The 19,244-nt window shown below is 54.3% G+C and carries 21 protein-coding genes and 2 tRNA genes; 7 read left to right on the top strand and 16 right to left on the bottom strand.

Going from position 1 to position 19,244, the window contains the following annotated elements:
• Window positions 1-17: 17 nt before the first annotated feature.
• Both rimP and AC3EMD_RS02790 read right to left on the bottom strand, forming a co-directional pair.
• Entirely contained in the window at window positions 18-470 is a 453-nt protein-coding gene (rimP, locus tag AC3EMD_RS02795) for a ribosome maturation factor RimP (RefSeq protein ID WP_002918364.1), read from the bottom strand.
• A gap of 208 nt (window positions 471-678) precedes the next feature.
• Window positions 679-755, bottom strand: a tRNA-Met gene (locus AC3EMD_RS02790).
• Between the two features lie 307 nt (window positions 756-1,062).
• Here AC3EMD_RS02790 and argG point away from each other — a divergent pair.
• From argG to AC3EMD_RS02775, 3 genes are all read left to right on the top strand, one after another.
• Complete coding sequence (gene argG, locus AC3EMD_RS02785) at window positions 1,063-2,406, top strand: argininosuccinate synthase (RefSeq protein WP_008806631.1); 1,344 nt, start codon at window positions 1,063-1,065, stop codon at window positions 2,404-2,406.
• 171 nt (window positions 2,407-2,577) lie between these two features.
• The gene (locus AC3EMD_RS02780; protein WP_012540476.1) at window positions 2,578-3,207 is read left to right on the top strand and encodes a winged helix-turn-helix transcriptional regulator; all 630 of its coding nucleotides are present in this window, start codon (window positions 2,578-2,580) and stop codon (window positions 3,205-3,207) included.
• A 349-nt stretch (window positions 3,208-3,556) separates the two neighbouring features.
• Window positions 3,557-4,108 (top strand): YfaZ family outer membrane protein, encoded by a 552-nt coding sequence (locus tag AC3EMD_RS02775; protein ID WP_008806633.1) that lies wholly within the window; start codon window positions 3,557-3,559, stop codon window positions 4,106-4,108.
• 41 nt (window positions 4,109-4,149) lie between these two features.
• Here the strand turns inward: AC3EMD_RS02775 and AC3EMD_RS02770 are convergent, their stop codons facing one another.
• From AC3EMD_RS02770 to rlmE, 7 genes are all read right to left on the bottom strand, one after another.
• A complete protein-coding gene (locus AC3EMD_RS02770; protein WP_162493299.1) occupies window positions 4,150-4,398 on the bottom strand; it encodes a hypothetical protein in 249 nt (82 codons plus the stop codon).
• 297 nt (window positions 4,399-4,695) lie between these two features.
• Window positions 4,696-4,782 (bottom strand) — tRNA-Leu (locus AC3EMD_RS02765).
• A gap of 9 nt (window positions 4,783-4,791) precedes the next feature.
• Complete coding sequence (secG, locus tag AC3EMD_RS02760) at window positions 4,792-5,121, bottom strand: preprotein translocase subunit SecG (protein WP_002918369.1); 330 nt, start codon at window positions 5,119-5,121, stop codon at window positions 4,792-4,794.
• Between the two features lie 229 nt (window positions 5,122-5,350).
• The gene (gene glmM / locus AC3EMD_RS02755) at window positions 5,351-6,688 is read right to left on the bottom strand and encodes a phosphoglucosamine mutase (protein WP_002918370.1); all 1,338 of its coding nucleotides are present in this window, start codon (window positions 6,686-6,688) and stop codon (window positions 5,351-5,353) included.
• Window positions 6,681-7,529: a dihydropteroate synthase gene (gene folP / locus AC3EMD_RS02750; protein ID WP_302073918.1), complete on the bottom strand. Its 849-nt coding sequence runs from the start codon at window positions 7,527-7,529 to the stop codon at window positions 6,681-6,683. The genes glmM and folP overlap by 8 nt, the downstream gene beginning before the upstream one ends.
• Before the next feature lie 98 nt (window positions 7,530-7,627).
• Window positions 7,628-9,562, bottom strand: a complete 1,935-nt coding sequence (gene ftsH, locus AC3EMD_RS02745) for an ATP-dependent zinc metalloprotease FtsH (RefSeq protein ID WP_008806637.1) — start codon at window positions 9,560-9,562, stop codon at window positions 7,628-7,630.
• Between the two features lie 99 nt (window positions 9,563-9,661).
• Complete coding sequence (rlmE, locus tag AC3EMD_RS02740) at window positions 9,662-10,291, bottom strand: 23S rRNA (uridine(2552)-2'-O)-methyltransferase RlmE (RefSeq protein WP_008806638.1); 630 nt, start codon at window positions 10,289-10,291, stop codon at window positions 9,662-9,664.
• Between the two features lie 123 nt (window positions 10,292-10,414).
• Between rlmE and yhbY the strand changes: the two genes are divergently transcribed.
• Window positions 10,415-10,708, top strand: a complete 294-nt coding sequence (gene yhbY / locus AC3EMD_RS02735) for a ribosome assembly RNA-binding protein YhbY (protein WP_002918374.1) — start codon at window positions 10,415-10,417, stop codon at window positions 10,706-10,708.
• Window positions 10,709-10,860: 152 nt separating this feature from the next.
• On the opposite strand, the gene greA is transcribed toward yhbY, so the two are convergent.
• Window positions 10,861-11,337 (bottom strand): transcription elongation factor GreA, encoded by a 477-nt coding sequence (greA, locus tag AC3EMD_RS02730; protein ID WP_008806639.1) that lies wholly within the window; start codon window positions 11,335-11,337, stop codon window positions 10,861-10,863.
• A 235-nt stretch (window positions 11,338-11,572) separates the two neighbouring features.
• Between greA and dacB the strand changes: the two genes are divergently transcribed.
• Window positions 11,573-13,006, top strand: coding sequence for a serine-type D-Ala-D-Ala carboxypeptidase (gene dacB, locus AC3EMD_RS02725; protein ID WP_008806640.1), 1,434 nt, complete (start codon window positions 11,573-11,575; stop codon window positions 13,004-13,006).
• A 51-nt stretch (window positions 13,007-13,057) separates the two neighbouring features.
• On the opposite strand, the gene cgtA is transcribed toward dacB, so the two are convergent.
• The 4 genes from cgtA to rplU form a co-directional block, all read right to left on the bottom strand.
• Window positions 13,058-14,236: an Obg family GTPase CgtA gene (cgtA, locus tag AC3EMD_RS02720; RefSeq protein ID WP_008806641.1), complete on the bottom strand. Its 1,179-nt coding sequence runs from the start codon at window positions 14,234-14,236 to the stop codon at window positions 13,058-13,060.
• A gap of 15 nt (window positions 14,237-14,251) precedes the next feature.
• Window positions 14,252-15,217, bottom strand: a complete 966-nt coding sequence (locus AC3EMD_RS02715; protein WP_008806642.1) for a DMT family transporter — start codon at window positions 15,215-15,217, stop codon at window positions 14,252-14,254.
• Window positions 15,218-15,309: 92 nt separating this feature from the next.
• Window positions 15,310-15,567: a 50S ribosomal protein L27 gene (gene rpmA / locus AC3EMD_RS02710; RefSeq protein ID WP_002434222.1), complete on the bottom strand. Its 258-nt coding sequence runs from the start codon at window positions 15,565-15,567 to the stop codon at window positions 15,310-15,312.
• 20 nt (window positions 15,568-15,587) lie between these two features.
• Window positions 15,588-15,899, bottom strand: a complete 312-nt coding sequence (gene rplU / locus AC3EMD_RS02705) for a 50S ribosomal protein L21 (protein ID WP_002918379.1) — start codon at window positions 15,897-15,899, stop codon at window positions 15,588-15,590.
• 260 nt (window positions 15,900-16,159) lie between these two features.
• Between rplU and ispB the strand changes: the two genes are divergently transcribed.
• Both ispB and sfsB read left to right on the top strand, forming a co-directional pair.
• Window positions 16,160-17,131: an octaprenyl diphosphate synthase gene (ispB, locus tag AC3EMD_RS02700; protein WP_008806643.1), complete on the top strand. Its 972-nt coding sequence runs from the start codon at window positions 16,160-16,162 to the stop codon at window positions 17,129-17,131.
• A 196-nt stretch (window positions 17,132-17,327) separates the two neighbouring features.
• On the top strand, window positions 17,328-17,600 hold the full coding sequence (gene sfsB / locus AC3EMD_RS02695; protein WP_008806644.1) for a DNA-binding transcriptional regulator SfsB: 273 nt from the start codon (window positions 17,328-17,330) through the stop codon (window positions 17,598-17,600).
• Window positions 17,601-17,654: 54 nt separating this feature from the next.
• Here sfsB and murA read toward each other — a convergent pair whose 3' ends face one another.
• Both murA and ibaG read right to left on the bottom strand, forming a co-directional pair.
• Entirely contained in the window at window positions 17,655-18,914 is a 1,260-nt protein-coding gene (gene murA, locus AC3EMD_RS02690; RefSeq protein ID WP_008806645.1) for a UDP-N-acetylglucosamine 1-carboxyvinyltransferase, read from the bottom strand.
• Between the two features lie 53 nt (window positions 18,915-18,967).
• Window positions 18,968-19,222 (bottom strand): BolA family iron metabolism protein IbaG, encoded by a 255-nt coding sequence (gene ibaG, locus AC3EMD_RS02685; RefSeq protein WP_004144910.1) that lies wholly within the window; start codon window positions 19,220-19,222, stop codon window positions 18,968-18,970.
• Window positions 19,223-19,244 lie beyond the last annotated feature (22 nt).

The following is a 19,244-nucleotide window of genomic DNA, read 5'->3' as shown; positions in this document are numbered from 1 at the left end:
CACCTCAATCCAGACTGTTAAAAGTGGGGAACCAGGTTCGCCTTCTGGATGTTACTCAGCGCGAACACTTCATCTTTGCCTTCGACGGTTACCGTGATCATTTCACCGTCTACCGCTTTGATAATGCCCTGCCATTTGCGACGGTTCTGAACCGCCATGCGCAGCACCAGCGCAACTTCTTCGCCAGTGAAACGTTGGTAGTGTTCGGCGGTGAACATCGGACGGTCGAGACCAGGCGAAGAGACTTCCAGGTTGTAAGCGACAGTGATCGGGTCTTCAACATCCATGACGGCGCTTACCTGGTGGCTCACATCAGCACAATCATCAACGTTGATGCCATCTTCACTATCAATATAGATGCGCAGTGTGGATGTGCGACCGCGAATAAATTCGATGCCGACCAGCTCAAAGCCAAGCGCTTCAACCGGCGCTGTGAGCATCTCTGTCAATTTTTGCTCTAATGTGGACAAACCCACCCCCAAGACATAAAAAAAGGGCGTATAGCCCAGTTATTCTGAAGTCAGATAACAAAAAACCCCGATAAATCGGGGCTTTAGGTAACTGAACCCTGAGATCGCCATGGCGATCTGGAACACCTTCCGCAAGAATTCTTTCAAATTCGGCTACGAAGGACACTTAGTCCTCACAGTATATTTGAAAAAGTACTTAATGGGAAAGTGGTTGCGGGGGCCGGATTTGAACCGACGACCTTCGGGTTATGAGCCCGACGAGCTACCAGGCTGCTCCACCCCGCGCCTGAAACGTGGCATATTTTACTCTTATTGAGCAAAAGACGCAAATACTGCTGGGATTTGGTACCGAAGACGGGACATAAAATCGGGGTGAATTGTATCGGCAATTAGTATATTTTGTCAACATGCTTTTTATCGCCCCCGATTGCCGTTTGTGCTGGTATTTCAGGCTTTTTTAGCAAAAAGATGATGAAGCCCTTCCTGTCGCCAGTAAAAGATGGTTAAATGAATACTCACAATTAATGCATAAAAATGCAGTTAAGGTTGTTGAGTCGAACTCACCACAGTCTATCGAGCAGGGTTTTATTTTATGACGACGATTCTCAAGCATCTCCCGGTTGGTCAACGTATTGGTATCGCTTTCTCTGGTGGACTGGATACCAGCGCCGCGCTGTTATGGATGCGCAAAAAAGGCGCCGTGCCTTATGCATATACCGCTAACCTGGGTCAACCGGACGAAGACGACTACGATGCTATTCCGCGCCGCGCGAAAGAGTATGGCGCTGAAGGTGCCCGTCTGATCGACTGCCGCAAACAGCTGGTCGCAGAAGGGATCGCGGCGATTCAGTGTGGCGCTTTCCATAACACCACCGGTGGGTTGACCTACTTCAACACCACGCCGCTGGGCCGCGCGGTCACCGGCACCATGCTGGTGGCGGCAATGAAAGAAGATGGCGTCAACATCTGGGGCGATGGCAGCACCTATAAAGGCAACGATATCGAACGTTTCTATCGTTACGGCCTGCTGACCAATGCTGAACTGCAGATTTACAAGCCGTGGCTGGACAGTGATTTCATCGATGAGCTCGGCGGCCGTCACGAAATGTCCGAATTTATGATCGCCTGCGGCTTTGACTACAAGATGTCGGTTGAAAAAGCCTATTCCACCGACTCCAACATGCTCGGCGCCACCCACGAAGCGAAAGACCTCGAATTCCTCAATTCCAGCGTGAAAATCGTCAACCCGATTATGGGCGTGAAGTTCTGGGACGAAAACGTGAAGATCCCTGCGGAAGAGGTAACCGTACGCTTTGAGCAAGGCCATCCGGTGGCGCTGAATGGCAAAACCTTCGCTGATGACGTCGAGATGATGCTGGAAGCCAACCGCATCGGCGGCCGCCACGGTCTGGGGATGAGCGATCAGATTGAAAACCGCATTATCGAAGCGAAAAGCCGCGGTATTTATGAAGCCCCCGGGATGGCGCTACTGCATATCGCCTACGAGCGTCTGCTGACCGGTATCCATAACGAAGACACAATCGAGCAATACCATGCCCACGGTCGTCAGCTGGGCCGCCTGCTGTATCAGGGACGCTGGTTCGATTCCCAGGCGCTGATGCTGCGTGATTCTCTGCAGCGCTGGGTCGCGAGCCAGATCACCGGCGAAGTTACCCTTGAGCTGCGTCGCGGTAACGACTACTCGATCCTCAATACCGTTTCAGACAACCTGACCTATAAAGCAGAGCGTCTGACCATGGAAAAAGGCGATTCCATGTTTACCGCCGAAGACCGTATCGGTCAGCTGACCATGCGTAATCTGGATATCACCGATACCCGCGAGAAGCTGTTCGGCTATGCCCAGTCAGGCCTGCTGAGCGCCTCCTCAGCAACCGGTTTACCGCAGGTTGAGAATCTGGAAAACAAAGGCAAATAATCGCCTGACGATGTTTGCTCCCCGCCGGCGGCCCTCCGCCGGCTTTTTATTTTTTGTTCCCTGTCAGCGCCAGAAAAATTGAAAAGAGGCATTTTTTCCTTATCGCCCGGTCAGCAAAATTGTTGATTATAATAGCCTCAATTGATTAATTCATATCTGGTGATAAACATCATGAATATTAAACCGCCGATCAGGCCGCAAAAGGCCATTGACCGACTGATCGATGTGCTTGAGCCACACGCGACGCCCGTTAACGCGATCGCCAGAAAAAGACTCACCTGGGAATATAAAGGCAAAACCCAGCTCTTTATTTTTAAAAAAGGCGAGCTATCGATTATTCGGAATTCCGACAAGCTATTGATGGTGACCGTCTATGAGCCCCACCTTTTCGGCGTGGCGGAAATGCTACAGCCCAGCCGCAGCCATAGCCTGCGAGCGGAAGTCTCTTCCGAACTGCTACGCATCGACTATGACCTGGCTTCCGCGCTCTTTCGTCAGCATAACCTGTGGGAGGAGGTGACCAGCCTGCTGGCCTATCATACTTCTTACCTGGTATATCGTGACGATCTGGTCCTGCAACAGCGAACCTATTCAGTGATCCGTAACCATCTGCTGGAAATGATGCTATTAACCGCAGAGACCCGACTGCGCGTGTCTATTCTTGAATATATTCAGGACAGGACCCACCTGTCGCGCAGCAGTATTCTCAATGTCTTGTCAGCATTAAAGAAAGGCGGTTATATTGCTTTCGCCCGCGGCGGTTATTTGCAAAGTATCACCTCACTTCCTGAAAAATTTTGACCGCGTCAGTCACCTTTATTTGTTGTTACTCGCCTCAATGTTGAAAATGTTTAAATTTAAATTAATAAACGCTAACGGTAAAAAAAGAAAAATTTTATGCTGAGCACCTGAATTTACCGGCGGACAACATGTCCCTGGGCTCGACCAGCAGGCAACCACTCACGGCGTTAACCGCCGGGCCTGCACCGGCTCAGGATATGCCCCGGAAATCGGCCAGGCGTGAGCAGCGGTAGCGGGAGTTGACCCCCTCGCCTGCCGTCTGCAGCGACCATAACGATGAGATCCAAGAACCCGTTAATTTTGCCCGAACGCCCGTATCGGGCTTTTTTTTATCTGAAGGAATTCAACAATGAAGTCGATTGCTCCAAAATTGTTTGCCGTGATGATCGCCCTGGGGGCCAGCAGCGCCGTCTGCGCATCCGTTAACCTGCATGGTGAAGCCGGTGCCGAGTTCACCAATCTGTCCGCCAGCTTTGGCGCCGGGGAACCGGGTATGACGTTCAATACCCAGTGGGCTCACAGCGACAATGACGGGGACAGCGTAGGGCTGGGAATGGGCTACAACTTTAACCTTGGACCTTTTCTGATGACGCTGGGCGGTAAAGGCGTCTATCTGAATCCCAAAGATGGTGATGAAGGCTATGCCATCGCCGCTGGCGGCGGCGCAGAGCTGCCCCTCGGCCAGTACTTCACGCTCTTCGGTGAGGGGTATTACTCGCCGGACTCAATGTCCAGCGGCGTCGATGATTATGTGGAGGCCAATGCCGGATTACGTATTAACGTACTCCCGTCTCTGAATATCGAAGCAGGCTATCGTTATATCGATATGGCGGGGAAAGATGGCAATCGTGACAATACCCTTGCCGACGGGGCCTATGCCGGGGTTAATTTCCGCTTTTAATCCTTACACAGGGATTGCTGTCCGGCAGTCCCTGTCTTCTCTCAGCTGGCCAACGGCACGCTTTTCAGCACGCGGTTGATCTCCTGCAGACCGGCAACATTATTCTCTTTACGGTAAACATCATTCATGGACGCCATCTGCTCCAGACGGGTCAGGGCGCCATACACCTGGTACGCCTCACTATGTCTGTCAAACACATCGCGGCGCTCCACATCCTGCAAATAATGATTTTTCAACGAATGGTTAAGGCGACCAATCAGCGCCGTATTGTCCTGGAAATAGCGCGTCACCGCCTGGGCATTATTCGCTGTCGCCCCAGGCTCACTGTGCGATACCGGTACCGTTAGCGCATTAATCGTCTCCACCGTTTGGGAGGGCGATGTTGAACTGCACCCTGCTAAACCGAGCACACCGGCGACGATAAGCAACCCGATCTTGTTCATTATGTCACTTCACCTCTGTTAATTTGACGAGGCGACTTTAACGACAGTAAAAGAAGGGAACCAGCAAAGAGATGTTTATAATTAAATGGCCGGAGGGGACAAAAACAAAAAAAGACGCTTTTCAGCGTCTTTTTTCTGGAATATTGGTACCGAGGATGGGACTCGAACCCACAAGCCCGTTAGGGCACTACCACCTCAAGGTAGCGTGTCTACCAATTCCACCACCTCGGTACAGAATACTTAGTGCGGGATGTCGCTGGTCGGCTGAGCCGGCGCAGTTGGCTGAGTTTGCTCCGTTTTCGGTGCACTCAGGTTATCCCACTCACTTCCTTTACTGGTCTTGTTGCTGTTGATGTTACCCAGCGCCAGACTGATGATGAAGAACAGCGCAGCCAGGATACCGGTCATACGGGTCATGAAGTTGCCAGAACCGCTGGACCCAAACAGTGTGCCGGAAGCGCCTGCACCGAAGGAGGCTCCCATATCAGCGCCTTTACCTTGCTGCAGCATAACCAGACCAACAAGGCCAATCGCTACAATAAGGAAAACAACCAAAAGAGCTTCGTACATAATCAACCTGTTCCTTGCGGATTTGCCGCATACCAAGTGCTTCGACCAATAAAGCGGGACGTTTTAACGTTTCCCACTGAAGCGGGTGTGAATACTAACCAAAGCGAATGACCTTCGCAAGGGCAATTTCGACACATTGTATCAACTGCAGAAAAAAACAGCAAAAAGTCGGTTTTCTATCATAAAAAAGGCGGCAAGCGCCGCCTTTTTAACCACTTAGCCGGCAAGCTTAGACGCTTTTTACCGCTTCGGCGATGCGATGCGCAAACTCGTGCACCTGATCTTCATGCTCGCCTTCTACCATGACGCGGATCAGCGGCTCCGTTCCGGATTTACGCAGCAGGACACGGCCGCGTTTCCCTAACGCTGCTTCCACTTCTGCGGTCACCGCTTTGACATGCTCGTTCTCCAGTGGGTTACCGCTGCCTTCGGTAAAACGCACATTCACCAGTAACTGAGGGAACATCTTCATGCCACTGCAAAGGTCATGCAGACTCATATGGTTACGTACCATCGCCGCGACCACCTGCAGACTGGCGACGATGCCATCGCCGGTGGTGGTTTTATCCAGCAGGATCACGTGGCCTGAGTTTTCCGCACCAATGCGCCAGCCTTTTTCCTGCAGCATCTCCAGTACATAACGGTCACCGACCTTCGCGCGGGCAAACGGGATGCCTAACTGCTTGAGCGCCAGCTCCAGTCCCATATTACTCATCAGGGTACCAACGGCGCCGCCGCGCAGCTGCCCCTGACGCAGCCCTTCCCGGGCGATGATGTAGAGGATCTGGTCGCCATCGACTTTATTGCCTTCATGGTCAACCATGATCACCCGATCGCCATCGCCGTCGTAGGCAATACCCAGATCGGCTTTCTCCGCCAGCACGCGCGCCTGCAACGCACGCACGTCGGTGGCGCCGACCTCTTCGTTGATGTTGAGGCCGTCAGGCTCGCAGCCCATCGCGATAACCTGAGCGCCCAGCTCGCGGAAGACATTGGGGGCAATGTGATAGGTCGCACCGTGCGCGCAGTCCACCACCACTTTCAGCGTGCCGAGGCTCAGTTCGTTGGGAAAGGTGCCTTTACAAAATTCAATGTAGCGCCCGGCGGCATCAACGATACGGCTGGCTTTGCCCAGCTCTGCCGAATCCACGCAGGTGAGTTCTTTCTCCATTTCGGCTTCAATCGCCTCTTCCACATCATCCGGCAGCTTGGTGCCCTCAATGGAGAAGAATTTAATACCGTTGTCGTAGAAAGGGTTATGCGAAGCTGAAATAACGATCCCCGCCTCGGCGCGGAAGGCGCGCGTCAGGTAGGCGATGGCCGGTGTCGGCATGGGTCCGGTGAACGATGCAGAAAGCCCCGCTGCCGCCAGCCCAGCTTCCAGCGCAGACTCCAGCATATAGCCGGAAATACGGGTATCCTTGCCGATGATAATTTTACGCGAGCCGTGGCGCGCTAACACTTTCCCCGCTGCCCAGCCCAGCTTAAGCACAAATTCCGGAGTGATCGGCGCATCGCCGACGCGGCCACGAATACCATCGGTGCCAAAATACTTGCGGTTACTCATAACGTTTTTTTCCCTTAGCGGCGAGGGTGGCTTCCACCACGCGCAGCGCTTCTACCGTTTCTTTGACATCATGGACGCGGATTATCTGCGCGCCCTGCATTGCTGCAATGACGGCACACGCCAGGCTGCCGTTCAGCCGTTCTGACGGCCCGACGTTCAGCAACTGACCTACCATCGACTTCCGCGACATACCAACCAACAAAGGCAGCCCAAAGTGGTGAAATTCACCCAGTCTGGCCAGCAGCTGATAATTGTGGGAGAGATTTTTACCGAAACCGAATCCCGGGTCGAGCAGCAATTTTTCTTTTGCGATCCCCGCCTGCTCGCAGCGCACAATATGTTCTGCAAAAAAGCGCTTGACATCGGCGAAGACATCCTCATATTTCGGCGCCTCCTGCATGGTTTTCGGCTGACCTTGCATATGCATCAGACACACCGGCAGCCCGGTTTCCGCAGCGGCCTGCAGCGCGCCAGGTTCGGTCAGCGAACGAATATCGTTAATGATATGCGCCCCTGCCCGGGCCGATTCGCGGATAACCTCCGGTTTGGAGGTATCCACCGAGATCCACACTTCAAAGCGCTGAGCGATCGCTTCGACAACCGGGATCACCCGCGCGAGTTCCTCTTCTACGCTCACCTCAGCCGCCCCTGGCCGCGTGGATTCACCGCCGATATCAATGATGGTCGCCCCGGCGTTAATCATCAGATTGGCATGCTTCACCGCCTCAACCAGCGAGTTGTGAGCGCCGCCATCGGAGAAGGAGTCGGGAGTCACATTAAGAATGCCCATCACATGCGGATGAGAGAGATCGAGGGTTGAGCCCTGGGCTACAAGTTTCATCACAAAATCCCTGAGACTGAAGAGGTTAAAAAAAGAAAAACCCCGGAGCGGGCGCCCCGGGGTTTTTAAGGTTAAAACAAGACATCAACAGCGGTAGCTTACTTGTCGCCCAGCTGCTCTGACATGGTGTTGCCCGGGTTCGGCGTACGCGGTTCATCAACCGGACGCGGCGCACGAGGCGTGCCATTGTTGTCAGAGTTATTCGAAGAACCCGGTTCTTCCCAACCCGCCGGCGGACGAACATCGCGACGAGCCATCAGGTCGTCAATCTGCGGCGCATCGATAGTCTCATATTTCATGAGCGCATCTTTCATCGCGTGCAGGATATCCATGTTGTCGTTCAGCAGCTGGCGAGCACGACCGTAGTTACGCTCGATCAGCGATTTCACTTCCTGGTCGATGATACGCGCGGTTTCATCGGACATATGCTTCGCTTTCGCTACGCTACGGCCGAGGAAGACTTCGCCTTCTTCTTCCGCATACAGCAGCGGACCGAGTTTGTCGGAGAAGCCCCACTGGGTCACCATGTTACGCGCCAGGTTCGTCGCCACTTTAATGTCGTTGGACGCGCCGGTAGAAACATGTTCCGGACCGTAGATAATCTCTTCCGCCAGACGACCGCCGTACAGGGTGGAGATCTGACTTTCCAGTTTCTGACGGCTGGCGCTGATCGCATCGCCTTCCGGCAGGAAGAAGGTCACACCCAGCGCACGACCGCGCGGGATAATCGTCACTTTATGGACCGGATCGTGTTCCGGAACCAGACGGCCGATAATGGCGTGGCCTGCTTCGTGGTAAGCAGTCGATTCTTTCTGCGCTTCCGTCATCACCATGGAGCGACGTTCCGCACCCATCATGATTTTGTCTTTCGCTTTTTCGAACTCAACCATCGAAACAACACGTTTGTTGCCGCGAGCAGCAAACAGCGCCGCTTCGTTGACCAGGTTCGCCAGGTCCGCACCAGAGAAGCCAGGGGTACCGCGCGCAATGATCGCCGCGTCGATATCCGGCGCCAGCGGTACGCGACGCATATGCACTTTCAGGATCTGTTCACGACCGCGAACATCCGGCAGACCAACGACAACCTGACGGTCGAAGCGGCCTGGACGCAGCAGCGCGGGGTCCAGAACGTCCGGACGGTTAGTCGCCGCGATAACGATAATACCTTCGTTACCTTCGAAGCCGTCCATTTCAACCAGCATCTGGTTCAGGGTCTGCTCACGTTCATCGTGACCACCGCCAAGACCCGCGCCACGCTGGCGGCCGACGGCGTCGATTTCATCGATGAAGATGATGCAAGGCGCTGCTTTCTTAGCCTGCTCGAACATGTCACGCACACGAGATGCACCGACACCGACGAACATTTCGACGAAATCAGAACCGGAAATTGTGAAGAACGGTACTTTTGCTTCGCCAGCGATCGCTTTCGCCAGCAGCGTTTTACCGGTACCCGGAGGGCCGACCATCAGGACGCCTTTCGGGATCTTACCGCCCAGTTTCTGGAAGCGGCTCGGCTCACGCAGGTATTCCACCAGCTCACCGACTTCCTCTTTCGCTTCGTCACACCCGGCAACGTCGGCAAAAGTGGTTTTGATCTGGTCTTCCGTCAGCATACGGGCTTTGCTTTTGCCGAAGGACATCGCGCCCTTCCCGCCGCCGCCCTGCATTTGCCGCATAAAGAAGATCCAGACGCCGATCAACAGCAGCATTGGGAACCAGGAGATGAAGATGGAAGCCAGCAGGCTTGGCTCTTCTGGTGGTTCGCCAATAACTTTGACGTTTTTAGTCAACAGGTTATCGAGCAGCTTCGGATCGTTAACCGGAATGTAAGTCGTGTAACGGTTACTATCTTTCTTGGTAACGTTGATCTCACGTCCGTTGATACGCGCTTCGCGAACCTGGTCCTGATTGACCTCTTGCAGGAAGGTAGAATAATCCACCTTGCGGCCATTCGACTCGCTGGGCCCAAAGCTCTGGAATACTGACATCAGCACAACGGCAATGACCAGCCAGAGTATTAGGTTTTTCGCCATGTCACTCAAGGGATTAACCTCTTATTACAACTGTGTTAAAAACAGCGTCAGGATACTCTATATCCAGTTTCTTTCAAACTTTCGTTTGAAATCTGCCGGTTATGGTTTACGCCCGGTCGCTACAATATACACTTCACGCGAACGAGCGCGGGAAGAGTCCGGTTTACGAACTTTGACCTTCGTAAACAGGGAGCGAATTTCTCGAAGATACTCATCGAAGCCTTCGCCCTGGAACACCTTCACTACAAAACTACCACCTGGCGCTAATACATCACGAGACATTTCAAGCGCCAGTTCTACCAGATACATAGCCCGGGGAATATCCACCGCCGGTGTTCCGCACATATTCGGCGCCATATCGGACATGACAACTTGGACTTTACTGTCGCCCACTCGCTCAAGTAACGCTTTCAGGACTAATTCATCACGAAAATCGCCCTGAAGAAAGTCCACACCAACGATTGGATCCATTGGTAAAAGATCACAAGCGATGATGCGGCCGCTGTTGCCGATCTGCGTGACCGCATACTGCGACCAGCCACCGGGAGCAGCACCGAGATCGACTATCGTCATCCCCGGCTTAAAAATTTTGTCACTTTGCTGTATTTCATCAAGTTTAAACCAGGCACGGGAACGTAACCCCTTTTTCTGTGCCTGTTGAACATATTTATCGCTAAAGTGTTCCTGAAGCCAGCGGCTTGAGCTGGCAGAACGCTTTTTACCTGTCATTTAACATTCCCGTTCGGGTTCATCGTACTTTACTGCGTAAAAATCGACGCGGTAGTTTGGCGATATATGGGAGATGGCGGTAGAATGACCCGTTTTCAATCCCAACGTAAGCAAAAAAACACGATGAATCTGAGTACTAAACAAAAACAGCACCTGAAAGGTCTGGCACATCCGCTCAAGCCGGTAGTTATGCTTGGCAATAATGGTTTGACCGAAGGGGTACTGGCCGAGATCGAACAAGCGTTAGGGCACCATGAGCTCATCAAGGTGAAGATCGCCTCAGAAGATCGCGAAACTAAAGCCTTGATCGTGGAAGCCATCGTACGTGAAACCGGCGCCTGTAACGTACAGGTCATCGGTAAAACGCTGGTTCTGTACCGCCCAACGCCAGAGCGTAAGATCTCGCTGCCACGCTAAGAATATCCTGAATCTCGACACAACTTTGTGTAAAACGAGGGATTTCTGCGGCCAGGCGAGCAAAATGCCATGCTCCTGACGTTGATAAAAGGCCGCTATGCGGCCTTTTTCCTTTCTTTACAATCTATAAACATCGTAGCGGGAAATACGCCTTACAGGTATTCAACCTTAGTAATTTCGTATTCCACTTCACCACCCGGAGTACGGATAGTCACAACGTCATCCTGCTCTTTGCCGATCAGACCACGGGCGATCGGCGAGTTCACGGAGATCAGATTCTGCTTAAAATCAGCTTCATCATCACCCACGATGCGGTAGGTCTGTTCCTCATCGGTATCGAGGTTGAGCACGCTGACGGTTGAGCCAAAAATTACCCGGCCATTGTTCGGCATTTTGGTGATATCGATCACCTGGGCATTGGACAGCTTCGCTTCAATATCTTTGATACGCCCTTCGCAGAAGCCCTGCTGCTCACGCGCAGCATGATACTCAGCATTCTCTTTCAGATCGCCGTGTTCACGAGCGTCAGCAATAGCGGCAATGATTTCAGGACGACGCACAGACTTCAGATAATCCAGTTCTTCGCGCAGTTTCTCAGCGCCACGTAAGGTCATCGGAATCGCTTGCATTAGTTATACCTCTTTATCATTCCTTCAGGGAACGGAGAGCTCCGCCCCGCCACCTGCCCTGCCCACAGGCAGGACACGAGCAAAAAGAAACCGACCCGGGAAACACTCCCCAGGTCAGCAGCAATTTTTCATTTGATAGGTATTTTACCCCGAAGTTCATTATGGGTCATCGTTTACTTTACTGGGCGTTGCACCGTAGTATGACGGCCTGGCTTCAGGTTGTTAGCGCGAGATTATGCGATTTCCCAGATTTATCATCGGATTGACTGCCGGTATAGCGCTTAGCGCTCAGGCGGCGAATATTGACGAGTACATCAACCAGCTTCCCGCCGGTGCGAACCTTGCCTTTATGGCGCAAAAGGTCGGTGCATCGACGCCGGAAATCGACTACCACAGCCAGCAAATGGCGCTCCCGGCCAGTACGCAAAAGGTCATCACCGCGCTGGCGGCTCTGCTGCAGCTGGGGCCCGATTTTCGCTTTACCACCACGCTGGAAACCAAAGGCTCACTTGACGGCGGCGTGCTGAAAGGCGACCTGATTGCGCGCTTCGGCGGCGATCCGACGCTCAAACGGCAGGATATTCGCAACATGGTGGCGACGCTGAAGAAAGCTGGCGTGCAGCGTATCGAAGGCAATGTGCTCATCGATACCTCGGTCTTCGCCAGCCATGACAAAGCGCCGGGCTGGCCGTGGAACGACCTGACGCAGTGCTTCAGCGCCCCGCCGGCGGCCGCAATTGTCGACCGTAACTGCTTCTCTGTCTCGCTGTATAGCGCGCAGAAACCGGGCGATCTCGCCTTCATTCGCGTTGCGTCCTATTATCCTGTCACCATGTTCAGCCAGGTGCGAACGCTGGCGCGCGGCTCAGCAGAAGCACAGTACTGCGAGCTCGACGTAGTGCCAGGCGATCTCAATCGCTATACCCTCACTGGCTGCCTGCCGCAGCGTAGCGAGCCGCTGCCGCTGGCCTTCGCCATTCAGGATGGCGCCAGCTACGCCGGGGCGATCCTCAAAGCGGAGCTGACCCAGGCGGGGATCACCTATAGCGGCACGCTGTTGCGCCAGACGCTGGCCAATGACCCCGGAACGGTATTAGCCACCACCCAGTCGGCTCCACTGCACGATCTGCTGCGGATCATGCTGAAGAAGTCAGATAACATGATTGCCGACACCGTCTTTCGTACCATCGGCCACGCCCGCTTCGGCGTACCAGGCACCTGGCGGGCAGGATCCGATGCCGTACGCCAGATCCTGCGTCAACAGGCTGGGGTCGATCTCGGCAACACGATCATCGCCGACGGCTCTGGCTTGTCGCGCCACAACCTGATCGCCCCGGCGACCATGATGCAGGTGCTGCAGTATATCGCCCAGCACGATACCGAGCTCAACTTCATCTCCATGCTGCCGCTGGCGGGCCACGACGGGTCGCTGCAATACCGCGCCGGTCTCCACCAGGCGGGCGTGGATGGCAAAGTCTCGGCGAAAACAGGTTCGTTGCAGGGAGTTTATAACCTTGCAGGCTTTATCACTACCGCCAGCGGACAAAAGGTGGCCTTCGTGCAATATCTCTCCGGCTACGCCGTGGAACCCGCCGACCAGCGTAATCGCCGCATCCCGCTGGTCCGCTTTGAAAGCCGCTTGTATAAAGATTTGTACCAGAACAACTAAAACAAAAGGGCCGCATCAGATGCGGCCCTTTTTGATCCAGCGAAGTCAGGATTAGCGTTTGTAGATGAATTCGACGCCTTCTTCGTCGTCTTCGTCCCAGTCGTCATCCCAGTCTTCGTCATCTTCCACTTCGACTTCGGCTTCTTCAAGCTGCTGACGGTGATAGTCGTCCCACATGAACTCGACTTTCTCCGGCTTCTGCTCTTCTTCCACATGCACGATCGGGTTTTCGATGATAAAGGTCATCACGTCCCAGCACAGCTCTTTCACGCCCTGCTGGCTGGCCGCTGAGATCAGGTAGAATTTATCTTCCCAACCCAGCGCTTCGGCAATCGCCTTCGCTTTGGCTTCGGCTTCCGCTTTGTCCATCAGGTCAATCTTGTTAAAGACTAACCAGCGTGGCTTGGAGGCCAGCTTCTCGCTGTATTTCTCCAGCTCGCCAATGATAATGCGGGCATTCTCAACCGGATCGGAACCATCGATAGGCTCGATGTCGATGAGATGCAGCAGCACACGGCAGCGCTCAAGGTGCTTGAGGAAGCGGATACCAAGGCCTGCGCCTTCCGCTGCGCCTTCAATCAGCCCCGGGATATCGGCGACCACGAAGCTCTTCTCGTTGTCCATACGCACCACGCCCAGGCTCGGCACCAGGGTGGTAAACGGATAGTCAGCCACTTTCGGCTTGGCGGCGGAGACCGCGCGGATGAAGGTGGATTTGCCGGCGTTCGGCATCCCCAGCATCCCGACATCGGCCAGCAGCATCAGCTCCAGCTGCAGGTCGCGCTTATCGCCCGGGGTACCCATGGTCTTCTGACGCGGGGTGCGGTTAACGGATGATTTGAAACGGGTGTTGCCCAGACCGTGCCAGCCACCTTTCGCCACCATCAGACGCTGACCGTGTTTGGTCATGTCGCCCATGGTCTCGCCGGTTCCCTGGTCGATAACCCGGGTCCCGACCGGCACTTTCACCGTCACGTCTTTACCACGCTTACCGGTACAGTCGCGGCTCTGGCCATTCTGCCCGCGTTCGGCGCGGAACGATTTTTCAAAACGGTAGTCGATCAGGGTGTTCAGGTTCTCGTCCGCTTCCAGCCAGACATCGCCGCCGTCACCGCCATCGCCGCCGTCCGGACCGCCTTTCGGAATATACTTTTCGCGGCGGAAGCTTACGCAACCATTGCCGCCGTCACCTGCTACGACCAGGATCGTTGCTTCATCTACAAACTTCATTTTACTCTCCGTAAATCATTCGCCTGAGCGGGGCAGCGGTACTACCGCCTCTCGCTTACGCCAACGCCCCCAAAGACGATGGCCGATGGCGGAATACATCGCGCCCGCAACCACGACAAACGCACCGAGATAACCAATCAGGTTTAACATCGGTCTGGCGAAAACATCGGGCCAGGCCATTGATAATAAATCAGAAAACAGTAGCGTAAACAGTGGCGTCAAGGTGATTAACGCGCTGACCTGCGCCGCCTGCCAGCGCGCCATGGCTTCCGCCAGCGCCCCGTAGCCGACCAGGGTATTTAGCCCGCAAAAAATCAGGCATGCCAGTTGCCAGTCGCTTAGCTGGGATATCACCCCGGGCTTAGCGAGCGGCAGTAATGCAATCGTACATAAAGTGTACAGCAAAAATAGTATCTGCTGTGATGCCAGACGGCGCAATAACACCTTTTGCGCGACGCCATAGCTTACCCACACCGTTGCAGCAGCAACGCCGAAAATTACCCCCCATGTGTAATCCGTCAGGCGGGTAAAGATTTCAATCAGGCTGGTGTTGAAAAACATCACCAGCCCGCTGAGCAACATCAACGCGCCCACCACCTGGGTACCGCGCATGCGCTCTTTCAGAATCACGACGCTTGCCACCATCATGCCCACCGGCGATAGCTGGCCGATGACCTGAGAAGCAGTGGGGCTGAGATATTGCAGGGAAGAACTGAACAGAATGAAGTTACCGAACAGGCCACCGGTGGCAATGGCTAACAAAACCAGCCAGCGCGGCTTGCGAAAAATTCGCAGCGGCGGCAGTTTGCCTTTGATCGCGAGGATCGCGCCAAGCCCAATGCTGGCCATCAGGAAGCGATAAAACACCACCGTAGGCGGCTCCATCACCTCAAGAACCTGTTTCATCGCAATCGGCAACGCTCCCCAACACATCGCGGTGGTAAGCGCCAGAATAATGCCAATCCCAGCCTGCTGCTTCATGCCTGTTTCCCTGCAAAATTTTCCAGTAGACGAATGTAAAAAGCCCCGCAACGTGTTGCGGGGCTTTCATCCGTTACCGGGACGCGAAAAACTTATTCAGCAACGATGCTGATGAATTTACGGTTTTTCGGGCCTTTAACTTCGAACTTGACTTTACCGTCAGTCAAAGCGAACAGAGTGTGGTCACGGCCGCAACCAACGTTGGTGCCAGCGTGGAATTTGGTACCACGTTGACGAACGATGATGCTACCTGCCAGAACTGCTTCACCGCCGAAACGTTTTACGCCCAGACGTTTAGCTTCTGAATCGCGACCGTTACGAGTCGAGCCGCCAGCCTTTTTATGTGCCATTTAAATCTACTCCTCAGGTCTTAGGCGCTGATGCCAGTGATTTTCACATCAGTGAACCACTGACGATGGCCCTGCTGCTTACGATAGTGTTTACGACGACGAAACTTAACGATTTTAACTTTCTCGCCACGACCGTGAGCAACAACTTCAGCTTTGATTACGCCGCCCTCAACGAAAGGAACGCCGATCTTGATTTCTTCACCGTTTGCGATCATCAGCACTTCAGCGAATTCAACAGCTTCGCCAGTTGCGATGTCCAGCTTTTCCAGGCGAACGGTCTGACCTTCGCTTACTCGGTGTTGTTTACCACCACTTTGGAAAACCGCGTACATATAAAACTCCGCTTCCGCGCACCTCTTTATGTGATTCAGAGTGCGCTATAAATATTCACAATAGGGCGCGAATATTACGCAAAACGCGAGCCTTTGACAAGAGCGATTAGCGATCAATGCAGAAAAAAAACACAACTTTCACGACAACGTTTATCTACGGCAATTTTTCAGTACAATCATATCTTCTTTTAATTCTGTCTTAATCCTTCTGTGATCCCACCTGGATTCATGGTAACAGGACATTTGGCCCGGCTTTTGCGATGAATTTAGAAAAAATCAATGAGTTAACCGCGCAAGATATGGCGGGTGTCAATGCGACGATTCTTGAGCAACTCAACTCCGATGTTCAGCTTATCAATCAGTTAGGCTATTACATCGTCAGCGGCGGCGGCAAACGCATTCGCCCGATGATTGCTGTGCTTGCCGCGCGCGCGGTGGGCTATCAAGGGAGCGCGCATGTCACTATTGCTGCGCTGATTGAATTTATTCATACCGCCACGCTACTGCATGACGACGTCGTCGATGAGTCTGACATGCGTCGCGGCAAAGCCACGGCCAATGCGGCGTTCGGCAATGCCGCCAGCGTGCTGGTTGGCGATTTCATCTATACCCGCGCCTTCCAGATGATGACCCAGCTAGGCTCACTGAAGATCCTCGAGGTCATGTCGGAGGCGGTGAACGTCATTGCCGAAGGCGAAGTGCTGCAGTTGATGAACGTCAACGATCCGGATATCACGGAAGAGAACTATATGCGCGTCATCTACAGCAAGACGGCGCGCCTGTTTGAGGCGGCCTCGCAGTGTGCGGGAATGCTGGCCGACTGCTCCGCGGAAGAAGAGCGCGCGTTGCAGGATTATGGTCGCTATCTCGGCACCGCTTTCCAGCTGATCGACGATTTACTCGACTACAGCTCCGACGGAGAGCGACTCGGTAAAAACGTCGGTGATGACCTGAACGAAGGCAAACCGACGCTACCGCTGCTGCATGCTATGCATCATGGCACCCCCGATCAGGCGGCGATGATCCGCGGGGCGATCGAGCAGGGCAATGGTCGCCATCTGCTGGATGCTGTTCTGGAAACCATGGCCACCTGCGGTTCGCTGGAGTGGACGCAGAAGCGTGCTGAAGAAGAAGCCGATAAAGCGATTGCAGCCCTGCAGATCCTCCCGGACACACCGTGGCGCGAAGCTTTGATTGGACTGGCACATATTGCGGTCCAGCGCGATCATTAACCCCCCCTCCTTTCCCGCGCGATGCGCGGGAAAGTTCCAGTAAAATGCCACTTCTCTCCCTAAACTTCCGAATATCTTGATAGATTCTGAATATTCTGGCGCCTTAACAGAACTTGTTAGAACCCTACATAGTACGCGGGTATAGTGTCCCCATCGCCCATGTGGACGATCTGGACCTTTAACACCAGGAGAATTTATGGATAAGTTCATCGACTGGCATCCCGCCGATATTGTTGCTGGGTTACGTAAACGGGGAACATCGCTGGCGGCAGAGTCGCGACGGCACGGCCTGAGTTCTTCAACGCTGGCGAACGCCCTGACCCGCCCCTGGCCGAAAGGCGAGTTGATTATCGCCACGGCGCTGGAAACGCAGCCGTGGGTCATCTGGCCGTCACGCTACCACGACCCGGTGACTCATGAGTTTATCGACAGAACGCAGATGATGCGTCAAAAGAAGACAGACAGGTGATGTGATAATCGACAGGGTCCCGAACCAACGCCCCGGGGCCCTGTCAGGACACGGTTACTCGCCCTTCACGCGCTGAATATTGGCACCCAACGCCTGCAGTTTATCCTCGATACGCTCATAGCCACGATCGATGTGGTAGATGCGATCAACGATGGTGGTCCCTTCAGCGATGCAGCCTGCCAGCACGAGGCTCGCCGACGCACGCAAATCGGTCGCCATCACCTGCGCGCCCGAAAGCTGCTTCACGCCGTGACAGATAGCGGTATTGCTCTCGATCTCCGCGTGCGCGCCCATACGGATCAGTTCCGGAATGTGCATGAAGCGGTTTTCAAAGATCGTTTCGGTGATCACGCCGGTCCCTTCCGCCACCAGGTTAAGCAGCGTGAACTGGGCCTGCATATCGGTCGGGAAGCCCGGGTGCGGCGCGGTACGCACGTTGACCGCTTTCGGACGGTTGCCGTGCATATCGAGGCTAATCCAGTCTTCGCCCGTTTCGATGTCAGCCCCGGCGTCACGCAGTTTCGCCAGAACGGCATCCAGAGTATCCGGCTGCGCGTTACGGCAGAGGATCTTGCCGCCGGAAATCGCCGCGGCCACCAGGAAGGTGCCGGTTTCGATACGGTCCGGCAGTACACGGTATACGCCGCCACCCAGACGCTGCACGCCTTCGATGGTAATGCGATCGGTGCCCTGGCCTTTGATTTTCGCGCCCAGCGCGTTAAGGAAGTTGGCGGTATCGACAATTTCCGGCTCGCGCGCGGCGTTTTCGATAATCGTCGTCCCCTCCGCGAGGGTCGCTGCGCTCATGATAGTTACGGTAGCGCCGACGCTCACCTTATCCATCACGATATGCGCGCCTTTCAGGCGACCGTTGACCGAGGCTTTGACATAACCTTCTTCCAGTTTGATCTCGGCGCCCAGCTGTTCCAGACCGCTAATGTGCAGGTCGACCGGACGCGCGCCGATGGCGCAGCCGCCTGGCAGAGAAACTTGTCCCTGACCAAAACGCGCCACCAGCGGGCCCAGCGCCCAGATGGAGGCACGCATGGTTTTCACCAGGTCGTACGGAGCACAGAATACATCAACCGGGCCGGCGTCAATCCATACCGAACCATTGCGCTCAACCTTCGCGCCCAGCTGGCTCAGCAGCTTCATGGTGGTATCGATATCTTTCAGCTTAGGTACGTTCTGGATCTCTACCGGCTCTTCGGCAAGCAGCGCGGAAAAGAGGATTGGCAGGGCGGCGTTCTTTGCACCAGAAATGGTGACTTCGCCCTGAAGGCGAGTCGGCCCCTGAACACGGAATTTATCCATTGATTCTGTTCTCTATTAAAAATTCACATACGCTGCAGGGGACCCCCCACAGCTTAGAAGCCATTTAGTTTGCGGTCTCGCGCCCACTCCTGCGGAGTGAAGGCCTTGATCGACAGCGCATGGATACGGTTGTCAGCAATATATTCCATCAGCGGCGCGTAGACGCTCTGCTGCTTTTTAACCCGACTCATGCCATCGAACATCTCACCCACAGCAATAACCTGAAAGTGGCTGCCATCGCCAGAGACGTGGACTTCCTGGAGGGGGAGTGCGTTCATCAGCACGGTCTGAATTTCATGATTTTCCATGGGCTCAAATTTATCTGATAGT

Source organism: Klebsiella sp. PK18 (assembly GCF_057784655.1).
The sequence above is the reverse complement of the archived record's forward strand: the minus strand, read 5'-3'. Positions and strand labels throughout refer to the sequence as shown.